Origin of the sequence: Burkholderia sp. BCC1988, from assembly GCF_905339895.1 — a bacterium.
In the GTDB taxonomy this organism is placed as follows: domain Bacteria; phylum Pseudomonadota; class Gammaproteobacteria; order Burkholderiales; family Burkholderiaceae; genus Burkholderia.
Map to the genome: position 1 here is coordinate 145,370 of NZ_CAJPHA010000016.1, position 16,974 is coordinate 162,343.

A 16,974-nucleotide genomic window follows, 5' to 3' on the forward strand; every position below is an offset into this window, starting at 1 on the left:
CCCCGAATGCTCCGCTTACTGCCCCACCCGGAACTCGATCCGCCGATTCCTCGCCCGCCCCTCGGCCGTATCATTCGGCGCGATCGGCTGATCCGGCCCGACCCCCGTCGTCGTCATCTGCTGCGGCGGGATGCTCTTCGTGATCAGATACCCCTTCACCGCATCCGCACGCGCCTGGCTCAGCGCGATGTTCGACGTCCGGTTCCCGGAGTTGTCGGTATGCCCGATGATGTCGACCGTGCGGTTCTGCATCTTCGCGAGCGCGGCCGCCATCTGATCGAGAATCTGCCTGCCTTGCGGTGTGAGCGTCGCACTGCCCGTTTCGAACTCGATCGTGCGATTCGCAAGCGTCTGGTCGAGCAGCCCCTGCTCGGACGCCGACACGCGCAGCCCGTTCTTGATCGTATAAGTCGGATTCAGCGTATTCGCCATGTCGCTCGCGAGCTGCTGGCGCTGCGCCTCGTTGTGCACCTCGCCCTTCATCTCGATCTGCGTGCCGTTGATCTTCAGCTGGCCTTTGCTGATCTGCTTCAACTGCGCGCCGAGCAGCTTCTGCACGTTCGCGCTCCAGTTCGGCGGCGTCGCGACGTCACCGACCTCGATCTGGTCGACCACGTTCGCCGCGCCGTAGGTGTCGCGCAGCTTCTGCAGCACGGCGGCCTTGGTCGCCTCGTCGGGCACCTTGCCGCCGACCACCACCTGGCCGGGCGACGCGTTCGCGGGCGGCGGTGCGATCGTGCCGGCCGTGCCGCGCACCACCGTGCCGGACGCCGTGGCCGGCGCGGCACCGGGGTTGGCGTTCGCGGGCAGGGCGGCGGTCGCGACCGTGCCATTGCCGACCGGCGTGACGGTCGCGCCGCCCGTGTTCTGCGCATGGGCCGCGCCGCAGGCGACGAGGCCCGCGGCGGCGAGAGCGGATACGAAGGGCGACAAGCGCGTGCGCCGGACCTGAATCGTGCGTTGCATCCCGTCAGCCTCCGATGAACGCTTCGCGGAAGGCGTCGATGGCGACGCGCAGCGACAGTTGCGGTTGGTCGAGGTAGCTGACGAGCTTGCTGATCTGGTGATCGTTTTGCGCATGGGCGTCGATCCACTCGGGATCGTCGATGTCGATGTTGTGGGCGGCGTAGGTCTGCGGATCGACGACGCTCAGCAGCGTCTTCGACGACGCGCCGTTGAAGCCGATGATCAGCCGTTCGCGTTCGGCGATCGTGCCGATGAAGATCGCGAGCTCGAAGTCGGCCTGCGCGACGAACGGTGCGATCAGTTCGAGCCAGAACGCGGCGACGAGGCTGCGATAGAACGGGTCGACCGGCAGCGGCAGCGTGAGGCCGCGCTCGATGTGCGACGAGCCGCTCTGCATCACGGGCCGCAACAGCGAACCGAGCGCGAGCATCGCGCCGCGCAGCCGCACCGGATGACCGCTTTCGAGCAGCATCTGCTGCAGGCCGTACAGCGACTGGTGTTCGATGAAGTCGTTGAAGGTGCCGTCATGCGACGTGCCGGGGCCGCCGACGTCGATCGGCACCTGCGTATCGCCGAGCGCCTGCAGCGCGCCGGGCGGCTCCTCCTTCGCGAGCAGCGCCGGCATCTGCGCGGCGACGCGCGACCACAGCCGCGCGAACGCGAGCGGGCTGCGCGCGAGGAACGCGAGCGGCCGGTCGACCTCGAGCGCGGTCGCGCCGAGGAACGGGAAACGGCGCATCGACACGTCGTGGCTCGCGACCATGTGGCCCGCGATGGCGAGCTTGCTGCGCGAGCCGAGGAACGCGAAATGCATCGGCTTCGCATCCTCGTAGACGATCTTCCAGCGCGGATCCTCCGCGAGCAGTTCGAGTGCTTGCGCGATCCAGCGATCGAGCGTCTGCAGCAACTGCGGATTGTGCGGGCTCTTCACGAAGTCGCCGCGCGACGGAATCTTGCCGAAGTAGGCGATCTGCGCCTGAACGGTTTGCGTCATTGCGCCCCCTGTGCGTTCGTTGCGGTGGCGGCCGCGACGGCCGGTGCGGCCGCCGGCGCGCCCGAGCCGGCCTGCGTCGCGTTCTGCGCGGCACCCGCGCTCGCGTCGGCGACCGACGACGGCAGCTGCAGGCCGCGCAGGCTCTGCTGCTGCGGCTGGTCGCCGCCGCTGCTGGTCGGCTGCGACGTGCTGATGATGCGCATCGTCACCGACACGTTCACGCTGCCCTGGACCCACGTGAGGTCGAAGGTGCCGTCCGGATGGCGCTTGCGCTGCGCCGAGTTGATCAGCTTCTCGAGACCGTAGCGGCCCGGTTCGTTGACGAGCTGCACCGTGCGGCCGTCGAAGGTCGTCGCGGACAGCGTCGCGCCCGGCGAGCCCTGCGGGTTCGGCCACACGAAGTTGGTCCACTGCGGCGGCGTGTTGCGGTAGCGCAGCTGCTGGCCGTCGATCGCGATCGTGTATTCCGTCGTGCCCGTGCTCGGCTGCGGCAGGATCTGGAACACGGTCTGCGGTTCGGCCGCCGCGGCCGCGCCGCCCGCGGCGCCGCCGGCGAGCGGCGCGACCCAGCGCGCGAAGCCGTTCGTGAAGTCGGGCGTGAGGCCGATGCCCATGTCGCCCCACGTGCGGGCGGCGAGCGTGTCGCCGCGGCGTACCGCGAGCGGGCCCAGCGTCGTGCCGACGAACTTCGCGATCGCACCGTCCGGACCGAACACCTGCGCGATTTCACCGGCGCCGGCCTCGACCTTCGCGTTCGCCGCGAACGGGTACTTGGTCGCGAGCGAGCTCTGGAACGGCTGGTAGACCTGCGCGTTCCATACCTTGTTGACTTCCGCGCTGGCCGGCTGGATCACCACCGAGAACGCCTGCATCAGCGGCCGCACCAGCAGCGGACGCAGCGACTTGCGTTGCGAATCGGTGAGGCCGGTCAGCATCTGCTCGTCGACGAACTTCAGCGAATCGGCGAGTTCCGAGCCGTTGCCGTCGAGCGTCTGCTGCATCAGCTGGCGCGCGCCGGGGCCGGGGTCGCCCTGGTTCTTGATCACGTTGAAGCGCGTACGGACCTTCGACAGCGAGTCCATATAGCCCTTGAGCATCGACGTGCCGTCGTGCGTCGCGACGATCCGCGCGAGCCCGATGAACTCCTGGCCGATCGGACCCATCGGCACCTCGGCCGGATTGCCGTTGATGTCGATGTTCGCGGCCGCCACCTGGCCGGCCTGCGAGCGCGTGAACAGCTGCTTGACCCAGTTCACGACGCCGGTCTGCGCCTTCTTGATCGCGACGTTCGCCAGCGACGGGTTGTCCCACGACGTCTGGTCATACGCGGTCTCGAGGATCTTGCGGATCGGCGAATCCTGCGGGTCGCCGAGGCGGTTCATCCCGTCGACGGCCTGGCCGAAGCTGCTGAAGCCCTGCACCGCGATGCCCTGCATGAACTTCTGCCAGTGCTGCGCGTACTCGGTCTTGTACATCCCGACGAGCGTCTTCTGGATCTGCTCGGGGCTGCCTTCCAGCGTCAGGTCGTCCTGCGTCGACGTGTTCAGCACCCAGTCCTTCGCCTGCAGTTCCTTGGTCGCCGCGTCGCGGATCGCCGGCTGCACGTAGTCGAACCACGCTTCGCGCGTGAACGTGCCCGGAATCGCATAGCTGCCGGCGACTAGCCCCTGGTTGCCGTCGCCGACGATGCGCGCGATGGTCATCGGCGCGAAGCGGGTCGACGCGCGCGCCTTGATTTCCTCGTAGACGCGCTGGCGGGCCGGCATGCCGCGCACGACGCGGCGCAGGTTCTCGCGGGTCTGGTCGACGAGCGCGAGGTTCGCGTCGATCATCGGCCAGTCGTTGTCGTTCACGCGGGCGAGATAGAACGAGATCATGCGCTCGGCGCTCTTGATCATCTCGTCGCGCGGCATGTTGCCGCGATTCGTCTCGAGCCAGCCGCGCCAGAAGCGGGCGAGCTGGTCGGTCAGGTGCGCCTGTTCGACGTGACGCTTGTCGGACAGCATCAGGTAGGTCTTCAGCGCGTTGTACGCGTCCTGCACGTTGGTCGGCGACGCGTCGCTGTAGAGGCCGCCTTGCGGCGCGGCCGGCTGTTGCGGCGCGGCGGCCGCCGCCGCGGATGCGCCTTGCGCGGCGCCGGCGAGCGGCGTGGCGCCCGGCGGGTTCGTCGACACGGGAATCGCGCCGCCCTGCACGGCACCCGATTCCGGCGGGCGCGTCATCGGCACGAGCTGTTCCGGGTGCGCGTTCACGTCCTTCATGAACGACGCGAGGTTCTGCGAGACCGGCGCCAGCAGGATCTGGCGCACGCCGTTGTAGTACTCGGTCAGCAGGTGCTGCTCGAGACGGTCGCCCTGGTACAGGCCGAGCGACACCGACACCGGCTTGTCGCGGCGGAACTGTTCGAGCTGTTCGATGCGGTCTTCCAGGATGTCCATCGCCTGCAGGCGCGACTGCAGGTCGTTGCGGCCCTGCTGCAGGCGCGTGACGTTGTCGAGGTCGGCCTGCACGTTCGCGACGAGCTGCTGGTTGCCGATCGTCGACCAGGTCCAGCCGCCGAGCGCGAGCGCGAGCGCCGCGACGAAGCCGAAGAAGGTCGCGTAGCGCAGCCGGGTCTTGGTCGGGCTCGCGAACTGGCGCACGGTCTGGCGGTCCGCGAAGATCACCTTCGAGAACAGGTCGCGCAGGAAGAAGCCGTTCTTCGAGAACGCGCTGTGCGGCTTCGGCAGCGCGCTCGCGTCGAGGCCGAAGCGGTGCGCGATGCGCTGCGCGGCGGCGCTGTTGGTTTCGCCTTCCTGCAGCGCGCTGGTGAAGTAGAAGCCGCGGAAAATAGGCTTGTACTGGAACGGGTTATTCTCGAACAGCGTCGCGAGGAACGCGCGCAGCGACGGCTTGATCGTCGAGAATTCGAGCGGGAAGCTCAGCTGGCCCGGCGACAGCCGGTTGCCGCGCGACAGCGACAGCTGCGCGACGCTGATTTCCTTCAGCCCTTCGTACAGTTCCTCGAAGTGCGTGTCGAACTGCGCGACCACGTCGCGCTTGTCATCGGGCTCGTAGGGCAGGGTGGCGCCCCACACGCGGTCGTATTCGTGCTTGTCGCTGCTGCTGAAGAATTCGGTGAAGCCGGTGATCAGGTCGGCCTTCGTGAACATCACGTAGACCGGCGCAAACACCTCGAGCTTCTCCGTCAGCTCCTGAACGCGCTGACGAAGGTTCTTCGCGAGGTTGATCGCGAACTCGGGGCGGTTGCCGGTGAGTTCGGCGATGCTCGCGGTGACGATGATGCCGTTGATCGGCGCCTTCGGACGATAGCGCTTCAGCAGGCCGAGAAAGCCGAGCCATTCGCTGCGGTCTTCCTCGTGCACCGAGTAGCGGCCGGCCGTGTCGAGCAGGATCCCTTCGGTCGTGAAGAACCAGTCGCAGTTGCGCGTGCCGCCGATGCCGTGGATCACCGCGCTGTTCTTGTCCGCGAACGGAAACTGCAGGCCGGAGTTCAGCACGGCGCTGCTCTTGCCGGCGGCCGGGTTGCCGATCACGATGTACCACGGCAGTTCGTACAGCGCGGAGCCGCCCGACACCTGGCCGATCTTCGACGTCTTGATCGTCTTCACCGCGTCGGACAGGCGCGTGCGCAGCACGTCGAGGTCGGCGGTTTTCGTGTCGGGTGCGAGCGCGGCCGCGGCCGGCGCGGCGATCTTGCCGGTTTCCGCCTGCTCTTCGAGCACCTGGCCGAGCTGCCGGTTCGCGCGCTTCACGCGCCAGCGGCGCACCAGTGCGACGCCGAGCCACAGCACGAGGATCGCCGCGAAGGCGACCGCCGCCCACAGGAGCGGCAGCTGCAGCATGTCGGCAGCGATGAAGAGAATCGCCGCTAGCGCGACGATCCCGACAATCGAGAGCGTACGCGGATGAGTCAGCACGTTGAGGATGCGTTGCATAGGACGTTCAGGTTCCGGTGCGATTCGGTGAGGCGACGCAGGCGCGCCGAGCGGCAAGCGTGGCGCCGCGATGTGTCGCCATGCTGTCAAACGGGATGAAGGGGGCTGGCATCAATGCGCCCGCGGCATCGGAGAAGGCGCGCGCAATAATGAAAGGACGCTGTGAGAATTAAAACGGAAGCGGCTGCCTGAAAAAATCGCGCAACGGAATGCCCGATCGTTTGCACCGCCCAAATCGTTTCCTGCCGGGTGATTAAAAAGCCCCATGCCGCCCTCATTATTTCTTGTCCGGTAGCCCTGACTAGCTGCCGCGTCCCAGTTTAAAACCGGGTTTATGGTATTCCACGTGCCCGAGATCCATCATTTTCCAACGGCCTCCCCAGGTCAGGCCGACTTGCTCGGCGACCTGTCCGTACAACTGGTAGCCGCGCATCGCCCAGGGATCTTTCTCGGAAATGACCAGCTTGCCGTCGCGCAGAAACGCGTTGTCGGCCGCGAGCCCGAACTGGTGATAACTCTGGAAGGCCGCCGCATTGGTCACGTTGGTGCCCATCTGCGCGAGCCGGTTCTGTCGTTCCGGACTCCGATAACCTTCCAGCAGCGCCATCTCGTAACCATATTGTTCGTGCATGATCTTGTAGACCAGCAGCAAACGCGTACGGAAATCGGGATCCAGCAGGTTCCAGTCGCGGCTTGCATCTCTCAGCGCAGGCCGCACCTGTTCGACTTCCTTCGTGGCAAAGACTTCCGGCGGCAACGGCGGCGGCGGCACGAGCTGTTCGCCCTGCAGCAGCGCGGCGATCTTCTCGTCAGGCACGCGCGCCGTGTCGTCGTACTGAAATAATTGCCGACCGCGTAACGCAATGGCCACCAATGGCGGCGTCGCAAGAATACCTGCCGATACCATAATCATCAAGCGCCGCCGGATCAGTAAATTTTGCACGTCACTTAATGCGCCGCGCGTAACGGTTGCCGATTTAACAATTTGACTTCGCGTACGTGCGGCGTGATCGTTCGCGCGGCGCGTCAGGCGGCCGCGAAACTGGGCGACGGATTCGAAAACGGTCGCGCGGATACCCGGTAAAAGCAACAGTGCCGCAACCGCGACGGCAAGGGCGAAATAGGCGACGAGTGCGACGGCAATCAACGAAATCCCCGGAAATTGGAATTGATTGTGTTTTGCAATGCTTGCTCTTAGAATCAGGCTGCTTTGAGAGGCCGGGCTATATTATCGCGGTGAATTAAACCAGGATTCAATGAGACGCTGAATGAGTGCGCCGGAAAATTCAAATTCGAAAACCCCGCCCAGCCTGCTATCCGATACCAAACCGGCAGGCGGGGGCGAACCGCAGCAGTCGCGCATTCTCGCGAATCTGGAAGGACGTGTCACGCCGCCGGCCGAACCGCCGCGCCGTTCGCTGAAGGGGCCGATCGCGGCCGTCGTCGCGCTCGTGGTCGCCGTCGGCGGCTGGGGCGCATGGCGCTGGCAGCAGCAATCCGGCGAGGCGGCCGTCGTGGCCGCCACGCCCGTGCAGGCACCGGCAAAGGCCGAGCCGGCCAGCGCCGCCGCCGTGCAGGTCGCGCAGAATGCCGCGTCGGCTGCGCCCGTCGTGCAAACGGCGACGATCGTCAACGACGATGCCGCGTCCCAGACCGTTGCGCCCGCATCGGGCGCGTCGGGCGCGGACAATAGCCGCTTGTCGCGCGCGCTCGCGAACGGTGCCGACGATGCATCGGGCGCAGCGACGGCGGGCGCCGTCGCCGCGACGGCTGCCGCAGCAGCGGCGACGACGAAATCCGCGAAGGCCGACGCCGCGAAGAGCGACAAGGTAGCCCCCCGCAGCAAGGCCGATGTGAAGGCCGACGCGAAGGCGGAGGCTCGCAAGCATCACAAGGAACAGCAGGCGGAGCTCGCGCAGGCGAAGAAGCGTCGCGAAGCGACGACCCGTTCCGCGAGCGCGAAGGCATCCGGGAAGGACGACCCGGATGCGGACCTGCTCGCCGCGCTCGTCGCCCGTACGAAGCCGGCCGACAAGAAGGTCGCCGCGCAGAAGGGGCAGGTCGTGCCGACCAAGACGGCCGCCGCGACGGGCGGTTCGCTCGCATCGCGCGTGAAGGATTGCGCGGAGCGCGGCTTCTTCGAGGATCAGCTGTGCCGCTGGCGCGTCTGCGACGGCCACTGGGGCAAGGATCCGGCCTGCCCGACCGCTGCGCAGTCGGAGACGCGGCAGTAACCGGCATCACACCAGCCTGCACATCGCACCTGCGCCGCCCACCGGGCGGCGCGTTGTTTTTGGGGACGTCTTACGCCGGACGGCAGGATGTGACAATGTCACGAAAATGCCGCATGCATCGGGCATACGTTTCCTTCCATTTCCCGGCGTGGCGCCGCAATGCGCGATGCGCGGCGCGGCGAGCGCCGCACGACCTTCGACACGATGGACCTGATCGTACAGACTTACGGCGCCGATACGTCCGGCATGGTGTGCGGATTCCGCTTCGTCCCGGGCGGATCGGGCGCGATGCTCGATGCCGATGCGGCCGCCGCATGGCTGCGCGCGTGCCGCGAGCGCGATGCGGCCGCATCGGACGATTTCGTCTGGCTGCACTTCAATCTCGCGCACGGCGCGAGCGAGCGCTGGATGCGCACGCACCTCGGATTGTCCGACAGCTTCTTCGAATTCCTCCACGAAGGATCGCGCTCGACGCGCATCGAGCAGGAGGACGGCGCGCTGCGCGCGATCGTCAACGACGTGATGTTCAACCTCGAGCTGACGCCGTCGGAAATCGCGACGCTGTTCGTCCACGTCGAGCGGCGCATCATGGTCACCGCGCGGCTCAAGCCGCTGCGCTCGGTCGATACGCTGCGCGCCTGCGTGCGCGACGGCGAGCGGTTCCGGTCGCCGGCCGAACTGCTCGTGCACCTGCTGCGCGACCAGGCCGACCTGCTGATCCAGATCATGCGGCGCACGAGCATCGACGTCGATCGCATCGAGGATCGCTTCCTGTCGCAACGGCTCACGTCGAACCGCATCGAGCTCGGCGCGATGCGCCGCACGCTGACGCGGCTGCAGCGCATGCTGGCGCCCGAGCCTGGCTCGATTTTCCGGCTGCTCGCGAAACCGCCCGCGTGGCTGCACGCCGAAGACGTGCAGGAGCTGCGCGAATCGACCGAAGAGTTCTCGCTGGTGCTCGCCGATCTGTCGGGGCTCAACGAGCGGATCAAGCTGTTGCAGGAAGAGATCGGTTCGCGGCTCGACGAGCAGAACAACCGGACGCTGTTCACGCTGACGCTCGTGACCGTGATCGCGCTGCCGATCAACATCGTCGCGGGCTTCTTCGGGATGAACGTCGGCGGCGTGCCGTTCTCGGAGAACAAGCACGGGTTCTGGCTGATGGTGCTGCTGGTCGCGGGCTTTACCGCGCTCGCCGCGTGGTGGGCGTTTCGCCGGCGCGACGATCGCTAGGGCTCGCTATTGGCGTGAACAGGCGCCAGGCCGGCATTGGCGGGGCGCCGCACGCGGCGGCAACAAAAAACAGGCCCCGCATCCGGGGCCTGCGATAGGAGGTGAAGGGACGTGAAGGGACATGAAGCGTCGAACGCCGGCCGGCGCCGCGTATCGCGCGGCACCGGCCGGCCGGATCACGTTACTGAACCAGCGTCTTGCGCGGCTTGAACATGCCCTGGTAGCGCAGCGACGGACGTTCCTTCACCGTCGGCGCGATGCCGCCGAAGCTCGGCGTCTGGCGCAGCTTCATCGCGGCCGGCGAAGCGACCGAGCCGATCGACGTCGAGCGCGAAGCCGGCGCGAGGTTGTTCGCGACGAGCAGCGCGGCCTCGCTCTTCAGGTTCGCGAGCAGCACCGGATCGACCGAGCTGTTGACCTGCGTGAGCAGGCCGCTCCACGCGGCGTCGCTGTAGTTCACGACGTAGTAGTCGAGACCGCTCGGATCCGCGACCACGCCCGTGCAGCCGTCGATCCGCGTCTGCGTCTGCGTATCCTTCAGCGCGAGCGTCGTGCGTTTCGCGAGACCCTGGCCGTACGCGAGCGTGATCGGTACCGTCCACTGCAGGCCCGGATACGCGTTCTTGTTCGGGAACGGCTGCTGTTTCAGCGTGACGACCGTCTGGTTCTTCGTCATGTCGCACTGCGTGTCGAGCGAGATCAGCGGCACGCCCGTCTGGCGCACGTAGCTGTCGCCGATCGGGCCGACCGCCTGGCCGCTTTCCTTCGACAGCGCATCCCACAGGCGCTTCGGCGTGCCGTTGCCGAACGAGTAGTCGACCAGGTATTGTTGCAGGCCCTTTCGCAGCGTCTGCTCGCCGAGATAGTTTTCGAGCGTCTTCAGCACATGGCCGCCCTTGTCGTACGTGAACGCGCTCGCGCTCAGCACGAAGTCGTTCGACGCCCAGTCGTTGAAGTTCGGCGCGACCGGGAACGCGTTCGGGCCGATGTCGCGATTGATCACGCGGTACTTGTTCTTCACCTGGTCGAGCCAGCTGAACTCGTCGGGGAAGAACTGGATCGTCGTCTTCGTCTCGAAGAACGTCGCGAACGACTCGTTGAGCCAGACGTTGTCCCACCAGTCGGCCGTGACGAGATCGCCGAACCACTGGTGCGCGACTTCGTGCGTCAGCACCTCGTTACCGTAGCGCGACATCGGCTGGCCCGGTTGCGGCAGGATGTCGTCGGCGAACTCGAGGATCGACCCCCAGTTCTCCATCCCGCCGAAGTTCAGGTCCTTCTGCTCCTTGAACGCGTCGTTCGCGGCGACCGTATCGAACTTCGTCAGCGGCAGCGGGATACCCGTGTAGCGGTAATAGAAATCGAGCGCCTGCTTGGTGCGGTCCATCGCCGGCTTGGCCCAGTCGCTCATGCCCGGCGGCGTGAACACGCGCAGGTGCAGGCCGCCCTTGCCGCCCGGCAGCGGGCTCGAGAAGTCGTCCTCGTAGGTATCGAACATGCCGCCGCCGAAGAACAGCAGGTACGACGGCATCGGCGGCGTCTTCTCGAACTGCACGAGCTTGTAGCCGCCGCCGACGTTGGTCGACGGCTTCTCGGCCGCGTTCGACACGACGCGCCAGTTCTGCGGCACTTCGGCCGTCACTTCATAGGTCGGCCGGAAGGCCGGCTCGTCCCAGCCCGGGAACCACTGGCGCGACAGGTTGGTTTCGCCCTGCGTGAGGATCGCGCCGCTCGTCTTGCCGTCGGTGCCCTTCAGGTCGACGCGGAACACGCCTTCGGCGGCCGAGCAGCCCGGATACGGGTCGTCGCCGCAGCTGCCGCCCGTCTGCGTGGCCGGATCGTCGTACGACTTGAAGTTGATGATGCCCGACCACTCCATGTGCAGCGAATAGTTGCCCGGCGCGATCGTGCCGGCGACGGGGCGCAGCTGGTAGAAGTCGCCCTTGTCCTGCGGCGTCGCGATCAGCTGGATGTTGCCCGGCTGCAGCGTGATGCGGCCGTTCGTGAACTTGATCCGGTGGCCGGCGATCACGATGTTGTTGACCGGCTTCAGCACCTTGATCTCGACGTCGGCGCGCCCGTCGAACGCGTTCAGCGCATCGTTCGGGCGGAACCACAGCCGGTAGTTGACCGGTACCACGGTGTCCGGCAGCTCGACGGGCGACACGCTCTTGTCGACGTTGGAGGCTGACGGCGGCGTGTTGGCGGCGGGCGACGAGCTCGAGTGCGGCGCGCCGGCGGAGCTGAGTGCGGAAGCCGAGCCGACGCCGCTGTCGTCGCCGCCGCACCCGGCGAGCGCGAGTGCGGCAACCAGCGGCAGGTAACGCATCTTGTGAATGTTGATCGACATGACTGAAACCTCGATTGTTGAAAGAATCGTTCAGTGCTGCGAAAACGCCGGCAAAAGAAATCCCTCGCCGTTAATCAGCAGCGACGAGAAATGCCAATGACGGATTATTCGAAAAGACGGTCGGCCGACTACGTGAAGGTAATCATGGTTTACTGCCCCCTCTGTGTTTCCGGATGTCGGTTAACTGGCCGGTTCAAAATGGCCGGGCGCGGGTTGTACTGAATTGATTTCGCGCGCACGACACGGGGCCGCCCGCCCTTGTGCGGGCGTGCATTCCCTTTGAACCGACGACCCACGGGGCTGGCCGTACCAGGCCGCAGGACGGAAGGACGGCGTGTCGCCGTTCCGTAAAATCGCCGTCATACGGCTTGAAGGTTTGTCGGCCTGCTCGAAGGATGCGTAAATATACTTGATGGTTTTGGGTAAAGGAAACGAAAAAATTAGAAAGTGCTTCTCTTGAATTTTTCGCGCGTCATTGAATGCTGGGAAGCATTAATTCGCTTTCTGTTTAGCATGTCGTTTCCGTAGTTTTAATCTATTAACGATCTCGCCGGTGCGCGAAAACTACGAATCAGGGCGTGGCGCGGCGCGCTCGGTACAATGCGGCGACGACCCGCCGATCGATTGCCGCAAGGAGGCCAGCCCATGCCACGAGCCCTGTTCCGTATCGCGCCGCTGCGCGCCATGCTGCTGCTGCTGTTCGCCGCCGTCTTTGCGCTCGGCGGGTGCGCGGGCCTGACGCGCGAGCCCGTGAGCGTGACCGTCGCCGGGCTCGACCCGCTGGCCGGACAGGGCCTCGAGATGCGCTTCAGCCTGAAGCTGCGCGTGCAGAACCCGAATGACACGCCGATCGAATACGACGGCATTTCGGTCGCGCTCGACCTGAACGGCACGCCGTTCGCGAGCGGGGTCAGCGATCGCTCGGGCGTCGTGCCGCGCTTCGGCGAGGCCGTGATCGACGTGCCCGTTTCGGTGTCGGCGTTCGCCGCCGCGCGGCAGGCGTGGAACCTGCCCGGCGCGGCAGCCAGCGGCGAGTTGCCGTACGCGCTGCGCGGCCGGCTCGCCGGCGGCGTGCTCGGCACCGTGCGTTTCCGCGATGCGGGCACGTTGCGCATGCCGGCGACGCCGGGGTGGGGCGGCTAGACGATGCCTGCGCGACGCCCCGGATGCCGGACCGGACGAAGCGGCGCAATCGCAGCGCCGTCTGACGATTCCTGACGATCGTGTTTCGTGCGCCTTACGTTTTGCGCTGCAATCGCGTTTAGACTGCCTCGGTCCGGAGGGCCGGACGACTTTTTGGAGAGGGCACCATGGCAGCGAAATTCGTCATCAAGAAAGCGAACGACGGGCAGTTCCTGTTCCACCTGAAGGCCGCCAACGGCGAGATCATTCTGCGCAGCGAGCTGTACAAGACCAAGGCGTCGGCGGAAAACGGCGTCGCGTCCGTGCGCAAGAACGCACCGGACGACGCGCACTACGAGCGCAAGACCGCGAGCAACGGCCAGTTCATGTTCAACCTGAAGGCCGGCAATCACGAGATCATCGGCACGAGCGAGCTGTACAAGGCTGAAGCCGGCCGCGAGAACGGCATCGCGTCGGTGAAGCAGAACGCGCCGGACGCGGCGCTCGACGACCAGAGCTGACACGCCGCGAGCATCGCGCGGGTGGCGGCCAGGGCGGTCGCCCGCGCTTTGCCGCGCGGGCAAAGCGCGGTATGGTGTGGTCCGCGCGGCGCACTCCGGTAGTCCGGTAGCGCCGCCTGTCTGAAGCCAACCGTAGCCGAGCTCGCGTGACCGATTTCCCCGTTTTCCACTGGACCGACGCCGACGGCGCCGAACATGCCGTGCGCTGGCGCTCCGAAGCCGGCGTGCAGCCGCCGAAGCGCGCCGTGCCCGCCGACGACCGCGTCACCGCCGACGCGGCGTACCGCCTCGCGTGCGAGGGCACCGCACTCGTCTGGCAGGGCGATTTCCAGAATGCGCGCCAGCTCGTGCAGGCGATGGCGCGCCGCGTCGAACGCAAGCCGAAGAAGGCGAAGGCCGCGGTCGGCGTCGACGCGTTCAACCTGCACCGGCTCGCGCAATCGCAGCGCGCCCGCACGCTCGGGATGCTGCTGATCCCGCTCGACGCCGACTACACGATCCCGCTGCGCCGCGCGCCCGACGTGCGCGCCGCGTGCGAGGAAGCGTACGGCCCGGGCGGCGCGCCGTCGGTCGTGTCGCTGCGCGAACTGCTCGGCCTCGTCGGCGCGCACGAATGGCGCAAGAAGGGCGTGCCGATCCCGGCGCTCGGCGGCGCGCCGATCCATCCGCATTACGGCGTGTTCTCGCCGGTGCGCGGCGAATACGTCGAACTCGTCGCGCGCACGCCGCTGCCCGCGACCTCGCTCGCGTTCGACATCGGCACGGGCACCGGCGTGCTCGCGGCCGTGCTCGCGTCGCGCGGCGTCGAGCGCATCGTCGCGACCGACCAGGATCCGCGCGCGCTCGCATGCGCCCGCGAGAACGTCGCGCGGCTCGGTCATGCCGGGCGCGTCGACGTCGTCGAGGCCGACCTGTTTCCGGCCGGCCGCGCACCGCTCGTCGTCTGCAACCCGCCGTGGGTGCCGGCCCGTCCGAGCGCGCCGATCGAATACGCGGTCTACGATCCCGACAGCCGCATGCTGCGCGGTTTCCTCGCGGGGCTTGCCGACCATCTCGAACCGGGCGGCGAAGGCTGGCTGATCCTGTCCGATTTTGCCGAGCATCTCGGGCTGCGGCCGCGCGACACGCTGCTGCAATGGATCGACGAAGCGGGCCTCGTCGTGCTCGGCCGCGAAGACATCCGCCCCGCACACCCGAAGTCGGCCGACGCGGACGATCCGCTGCACGCCGCGCGCCGCGCCGAGGTCACGTCGCTCTGGCGGCTCGGCGCGCGAGCCTGATCGCGTATTTTCGGTAAACTGTCGCCATTCCTCACGAATTCCCGCCGCCGGGCCGTGGTCGCCGACCGTGGCCCGGCGCCGTTTCACGATGTCGAACAAGACCTACGAAATCCGTCCGGAGCAGTCCGTCGAGCTGCTGAAGGAACTGCACATCCTGACCCGCGACGGCAAGCTGAACCAGGACAGCCGCCGCAAGCTGAAGCAGGTCTATCACCTGTTCCAGTTCATCGAGCCGCTGCTCGCGAGCGTGCAGGCCGACAAGGGCGGCGTGACGCTCGTCGATCACGGCGCCGGCAAGTCGTATCTCGGCTTCATCCTGTACGACCTGTTCTTCAAGCAGCAGCCGGGGCACGGCACGCCGGCGTTCGCGTCGCACGTGTACGGGATCGAGACGCGCGAGGAACTCGTCACGCGCTCCACCGAACTCGCCGCGCGGCTCGGATTCGGCGGGATGTCGTTCCTGAACCTGTCGGTCGCCGATTCGATCACGTCGCCGAAGCTGCCCGAAACGGTCGACGTCGTCACCGCGCTGCATGCGTGCGACACGGCGACCGACGACGCGATCCGGTTCGCGCTCGCGAAGCGCGCGCAGCACATCGTGCTGGTGCCGTGCTGCCAGGCGGAGGTCGCGGGCGTGCTGCGCAAGAACAAGGGCAAGTCGCTCGCGAACGCGCTGACGGAAGTGTGGCGGCATCCGCTGCATACGCGCGAATTCGGCAGCCAGATCACCAACGTGCTGCGCTGCCTGCAGCTCGAGGCGCACGGCTACCAGGTGAGCGTGACCGAGCTGGTCGGCTGGGAGCATTCGATGAAGAACGAGCTGATCATCGCGCAGTACAAGAATCTGCCGCGCCGCAAGCCCGGCGAGCGGCTGCACGAGATCCTCGGCATGTTCGGGCTTGCCGAACTGAACGAGCGCTTCTTCGCGCCGGCGCCCGCGGCGGCGGCCGGCGAGGCCGTCGAGCAGTCCGCGGACTGAAGCGGACCGAGGCGGACTGAAGCGGACCGACGTCCGGCCCGTCCGCCACGCGCCAGCCACCCGCCGCGCGACGCGTCAGACGTCGTCGCCCGGCCGGCGCATCCATTCACGCCAGCCGTCATGGCCGAGGCGGCGCAGCGTTTCCTGGTTTTTCTCGTAGATCGCGGATGCGTCCGGGAACGCATCGACCGCGCGCGCGATGCTGTCCTCGCGCAGCAGGTGCAGGATCGGATACGGCGCGCGGTTCGTGTAGTTCTCGATGTCGTCGGCTTCGCTGCCTTCGAACCGGTACTCGGGATGGAAGCTCGCGATCTGCAGCACGCCGTCGAGTCGCAGTTGCCGCACGAGCCGCTCGGCGAAGAACAGCGCATCGTTGTAGTCGACGAAATCCGCGAACGCGTGCGGATAGATCACGAGCGTCGTGTCGACCTGCTGCGGATCCGCTGCTTCGAGCGCGCGCAGCTCGGTTTCGAGATCAGCGAGTGCGTCCTCGAGCGTCGTCGCTTCGCTGATCGCGTAGCGTACCTGGTCCTTCACATAGACGCTCTTCGCGAACGGGCACAGATTGAGCCCGATCACCGCGCGCGCGAGCCAGTGCCGCGTGGCGGCGAGAATGTCGTCGTGGGAGTCGGGGCGGGTATCGGTCATGGCGGAGGCGGTCGGGCGAAGCGGCAGCGAGGGCCGCATTGTAGCCGGAGCGGGCACGCCGGGGCGGGGCGTGCGCCGCCTGTCACGCGCAGGCGGCTTCGATCAGCTGCGTGGCCAGCGCGGGCGCGGTGCCGATCGGCGTTTCGCCGTGCCGGTAGGTCTGGCTCGCCGCATAGATGCCTTCGACGATGAGCGCGAGCGCGTCGGCGAGCGCTTTCGGCTGCCGGGCGCCCGCGCCTTCGCACAACTCGACGAGCCGCTTCATCAGCTGTTCCTTGTTCTGCGCGACGCGCTCGCGCGCCGGATGCGACGTATCCGGGAATTCGGCCGCGACGTTGACGAACGGACAGCCGCGATAGTCCTTCTGCGTCGCGCGTTCGGCCAGATCGACGAAATACTGGATCAATTGCGCCTTCGGCTGGCCCGGATGCTTCGCGACGCTGGAATCGAGACGCTCGAAGAAGCACGCATCCATCCGTTCCAGATACGCGAGGATCAGCTCGTCCTTCGACGAGAACTGGCGGTACAGGCTCATCTTGTTGACGCCCGCGCGCTCCACGACCGCCTCGACGCCGACCGCGCGCACCCCTTCCTTGTAAAACAGCTCCTCCGCGGCGCGCAGCAGGTGTTCCTGCGCGGCGGCCGCGGCGATCGGCCGGCGCGTGCGGCGTGCCGGCGGCTTGTTGGCGGCCTCGATGCCCGACATGAT

The 16,974-nt window shown here is 67.0% G+C and carries 13 protein-coding genes; 6 read left to right on the forward strand and 7 right to left on the reverse strand.

All coding sequences use genetic code 11. The features are described from left to right. Positions 1-15 precede the first annotated feature (15 nt). The 4 genes from U4012_RS23025 to U4012_RS23040 all read right to left on the reverse strand — a co-directional run bounded on the left by U4012_RS23025 (position 16) and on the right by U4012_RS23040 (position 7,045). Positions 16-966 carry an OmpA family protein gene (locus U4012_RS23025; protein WP_321801752.1) on the reverse strand — a complete coding sequence of 317 codons (951 nt, stop codon included), beginning with the start codon at positions 964-966 and terminating at the stop codon, positions 16-18. Positions 967-970: 4 nt separating this feature from the next. Continuing rightward, positions 971-1,960: a type VI secretion system-associated protein TagF gene (tagF, locus tag U4012_RS23030; protein WP_044845917.1), complete on the reverse strand. Its 990-nt coding sequence runs from the start codon at positions 1,958-1,960 to the stop codon at positions 971-973. Beyond that, positions 1,957-5,898 carry a type VI secretion system membrane subunit TssM gene (tssM, locus tag U4012_RS23035; RefSeq protein WP_321801754.1) on the reverse strand — a complete coding sequence of 1,314 codons (3,942 nt, stop codon included), beginning with the start codon at positions 5,896-5,898 and terminating at the stop codon, positions 1,957-1,959. The genes tagF and tssM overlap by 4 nt, the downstream gene beginning before the upstream one ends. A gap of 301 nt (positions 5,899-6,199) precedes the next feature. After that, on the reverse strand, positions 6,200-7,045 hold the full coding sequence (locus U4012_RS23040) for a M15 family metallopeptidase (RefSeq protein ID WP_044845915.1): 846 nt from the start codon (positions 7,043-7,045) through the stop codon (positions 6,200-6,202). 121 nt (positions 7,046-7,166) lie between these two features. On the opposite strand from U4012_RS23040, the gene U4012_RS23045 reads away from it, so the two are divergent. Together U4012_RS23045 and U4012_RS23050 are read left to right on the forward strand one after the other, a co-directional pair. Continuing rightward, on the forward strand, positions 7,167-8,132 hold the full coding sequence (locus tag U4012_RS23045) for a phage tail protein (protein WP_321801757.1): 966 nt from the start codon (positions 7,167-7,169) through the stop codon (positions 8,130-8,132). A 204-nt stretch (positions 8,133-8,336) separates the two neighbouring features. Continuing rightward, positions 8,337-9,365, forward strand: coding sequence for a transporter (locus U4012_RS23050; protein ID WP_321801848.1), 1,029 nt, complete (start codon positions 8,337-8,339; stop codon positions 9,363-9,365). Between the two features lie 181 nt (positions 9,366-9,546). Here the strand turns inward: U4012_RS23050 and U4012_RS23055 are convergent, their stop codons facing one another. Then, complete coding sequence (locus tag U4012_RS23055) at positions 9,547-11,715, reverse strand: M1 family metallopeptidase (RefSeq protein ID WP_124487880.1); 2,169 nt, start codon at positions 11,713-11,715, stop codon at positions 9,547-9,549. Positions 11,716-12,360: 645 nt separating this feature from the next. Here U4012_RS23055 and U4012_RS23060 point away from each other — a divergent pair. The 4 genes from U4012_RS23060 to U4012_RS23075 all read left to right on the forward strand — a co-directional run bounded on the left by U4012_RS23060 (position 12,361) and on the right by U4012_RS23075 (position 15,617). Continuing rightward, positions 12,361-12,858 carry an LEA type 2 family protein gene (locus U4012_RS23060; RefSeq protein ID WP_321801760.1) on the forward strand — a complete coding sequence of 166 codons (498 nt, stop codon included), beginning with the start codon at positions 12,361-12,363 and terminating at the stop codon, positions 12,856-12,858. Positions 12,859-13,025: 167 nt separating this feature from the next. Next, positions 13,026-13,358: a YegP family protein gene (locus U4012_RS23065; protein ID WP_321801762.1), complete on the forward strand. Its 333-nt coding sequence runs from the start codon at positions 13,026-13,028 to the stop codon at positions 13,356-13,358. Between the two features lie 146 nt (positions 13,359-13,504). Next, the gene (locus U4012_RS23070; RefSeq protein ID WP_124522201.1) at positions 13,505-14,638 is read left to right on the forward strand and encodes a methyltransferase; all 1,134 of its coding nucleotides are present in this window, start codon (positions 13,505-13,507) and stop codon (positions 14,636-14,638) included. An 88-nt stretch (positions 14,639-14,726) separates the two neighbouring features. Next, positions 14,727-15,617: an SAM-dependent methyltransferase gene (locus U4012_RS23075; RefSeq protein WP_321801765.1), complete on the forward strand. Its 891-nt coding sequence runs from the start codon at positions 14,727-14,729 to the stop codon at positions 15,615-15,617. A 75-nt stretch (positions 15,618-15,692) separates the two neighbouring features. On the opposite strand, the gene U4012_RS23080 is transcribed toward U4012_RS23075, so the two are convergent. Both U4012_RS23080 and U4012_RS23085 read right to left on the reverse strand, forming a co-directional pair. Further along, positions 15,693-16,265 carry a DUF1415 domain-containing protein gene (locus U4012_RS23080; protein ID WP_321801767.1) on the reverse strand — a complete coding sequence of 191 codons (573 nt, stop codon included), beginning with the start codon at positions 16,263-16,265 and terminating at the stop codon, positions 15,693-15,695. An 82-nt stretch (positions 16,266-16,347) separates the two neighbouring features. Beyond that, positions 16,348-16,971 (reverse strand): TetR/AcrR family transcriptional regulator, encoded by a 624-nt coding sequence (locus U4012_RS23085; RefSeq protein ID WP_044845907.1) that lies wholly within the window; start codon positions 16,969-16,971, stop codon positions 16,348-16,350. Positions 16,972-16,974 lie beyond the last annotated feature (3 nt).

Excerpts from the sequence above, each read along its gene's own strand:
- U4012_RS23055 (WP_124487880.1), bottom strand. The coding sequence starts at position 11,715 with ATGTCGATCAACATTCACAAGATGCGTTACCTGCCGCTGGTTGCCGCA.
- U4012_RS23080 (WP_321801767.1), bottom strand. The coding sequence starts at position 16,265 with ATGACCGATACCCGCCCCGACTCCCACGACGACATTCTCGCCGCCACG.
- tagF (WP_044845917.1), bottom strand. The coding sequence starts at position 1,960 with ATGACGCAAACCGTTCAGGCGCAGATCGCCTACTTCGGCAAGATTCCG.
- U4012_RS23050 (WP_321801848.1), top strand. The coding sequence starts at position 8,337 with ATGGACCTGATCGTACAGACTTACGGCGCCGATACGTCCGGCATGGTG.
- tssM (WP_321801754.1), bottom strand. The coding sequence starts at position 5,898 with ATGCAACGCATCCTCAACGTGCTGACTCATCCGCGTACGCTCTCGATT.
- U4012_RS23025 (WP_321801752.1), bottom strand. The coding sequence starts at position 966 with ATGCAACGCACGATTCAGGTCCGGCGCACGCGCTTGTCGCCCTTCGTA.
- U4012_RS23085 (WP_044845907.1), bottom strand. The coding sequence starts at position 16,971 with ATGTCGGGCATCGAGGCCGCCAACAAGCCGCCGGCACGCCGCACGCGC.
- U4012_RS23045 (WP_321801757.1), top strand. The coding sequence starts at position 7,167 with ATGAGTGCGCCGGAAAATTCAAATTCGAAAACCCCGCCCAGCCTGCTA.
- U4012_RS23075 (WP_321801765.1), top strand. The coding sequence starts at position 14,727 with ATGTCGAACAAGACCTACGAAATCCGTCCGGAGCAGTCCGTCGAGCTG.
- U4012_RS23060 (WP_321801760.1), top strand. The coding sequence starts at position 12,361 with ATGCCACGAGCCCTGTTCCGTATCGCGCCGCTGCGCGCCATGCTGCTG.
- U4012_RS23065 (WP_321801762.1), top strand. The coding sequence starts at position 13,026 with ATGGCAGCGAAATTCGTCATCAAGAAAGCGAACGACGGGCAGTTCCTG.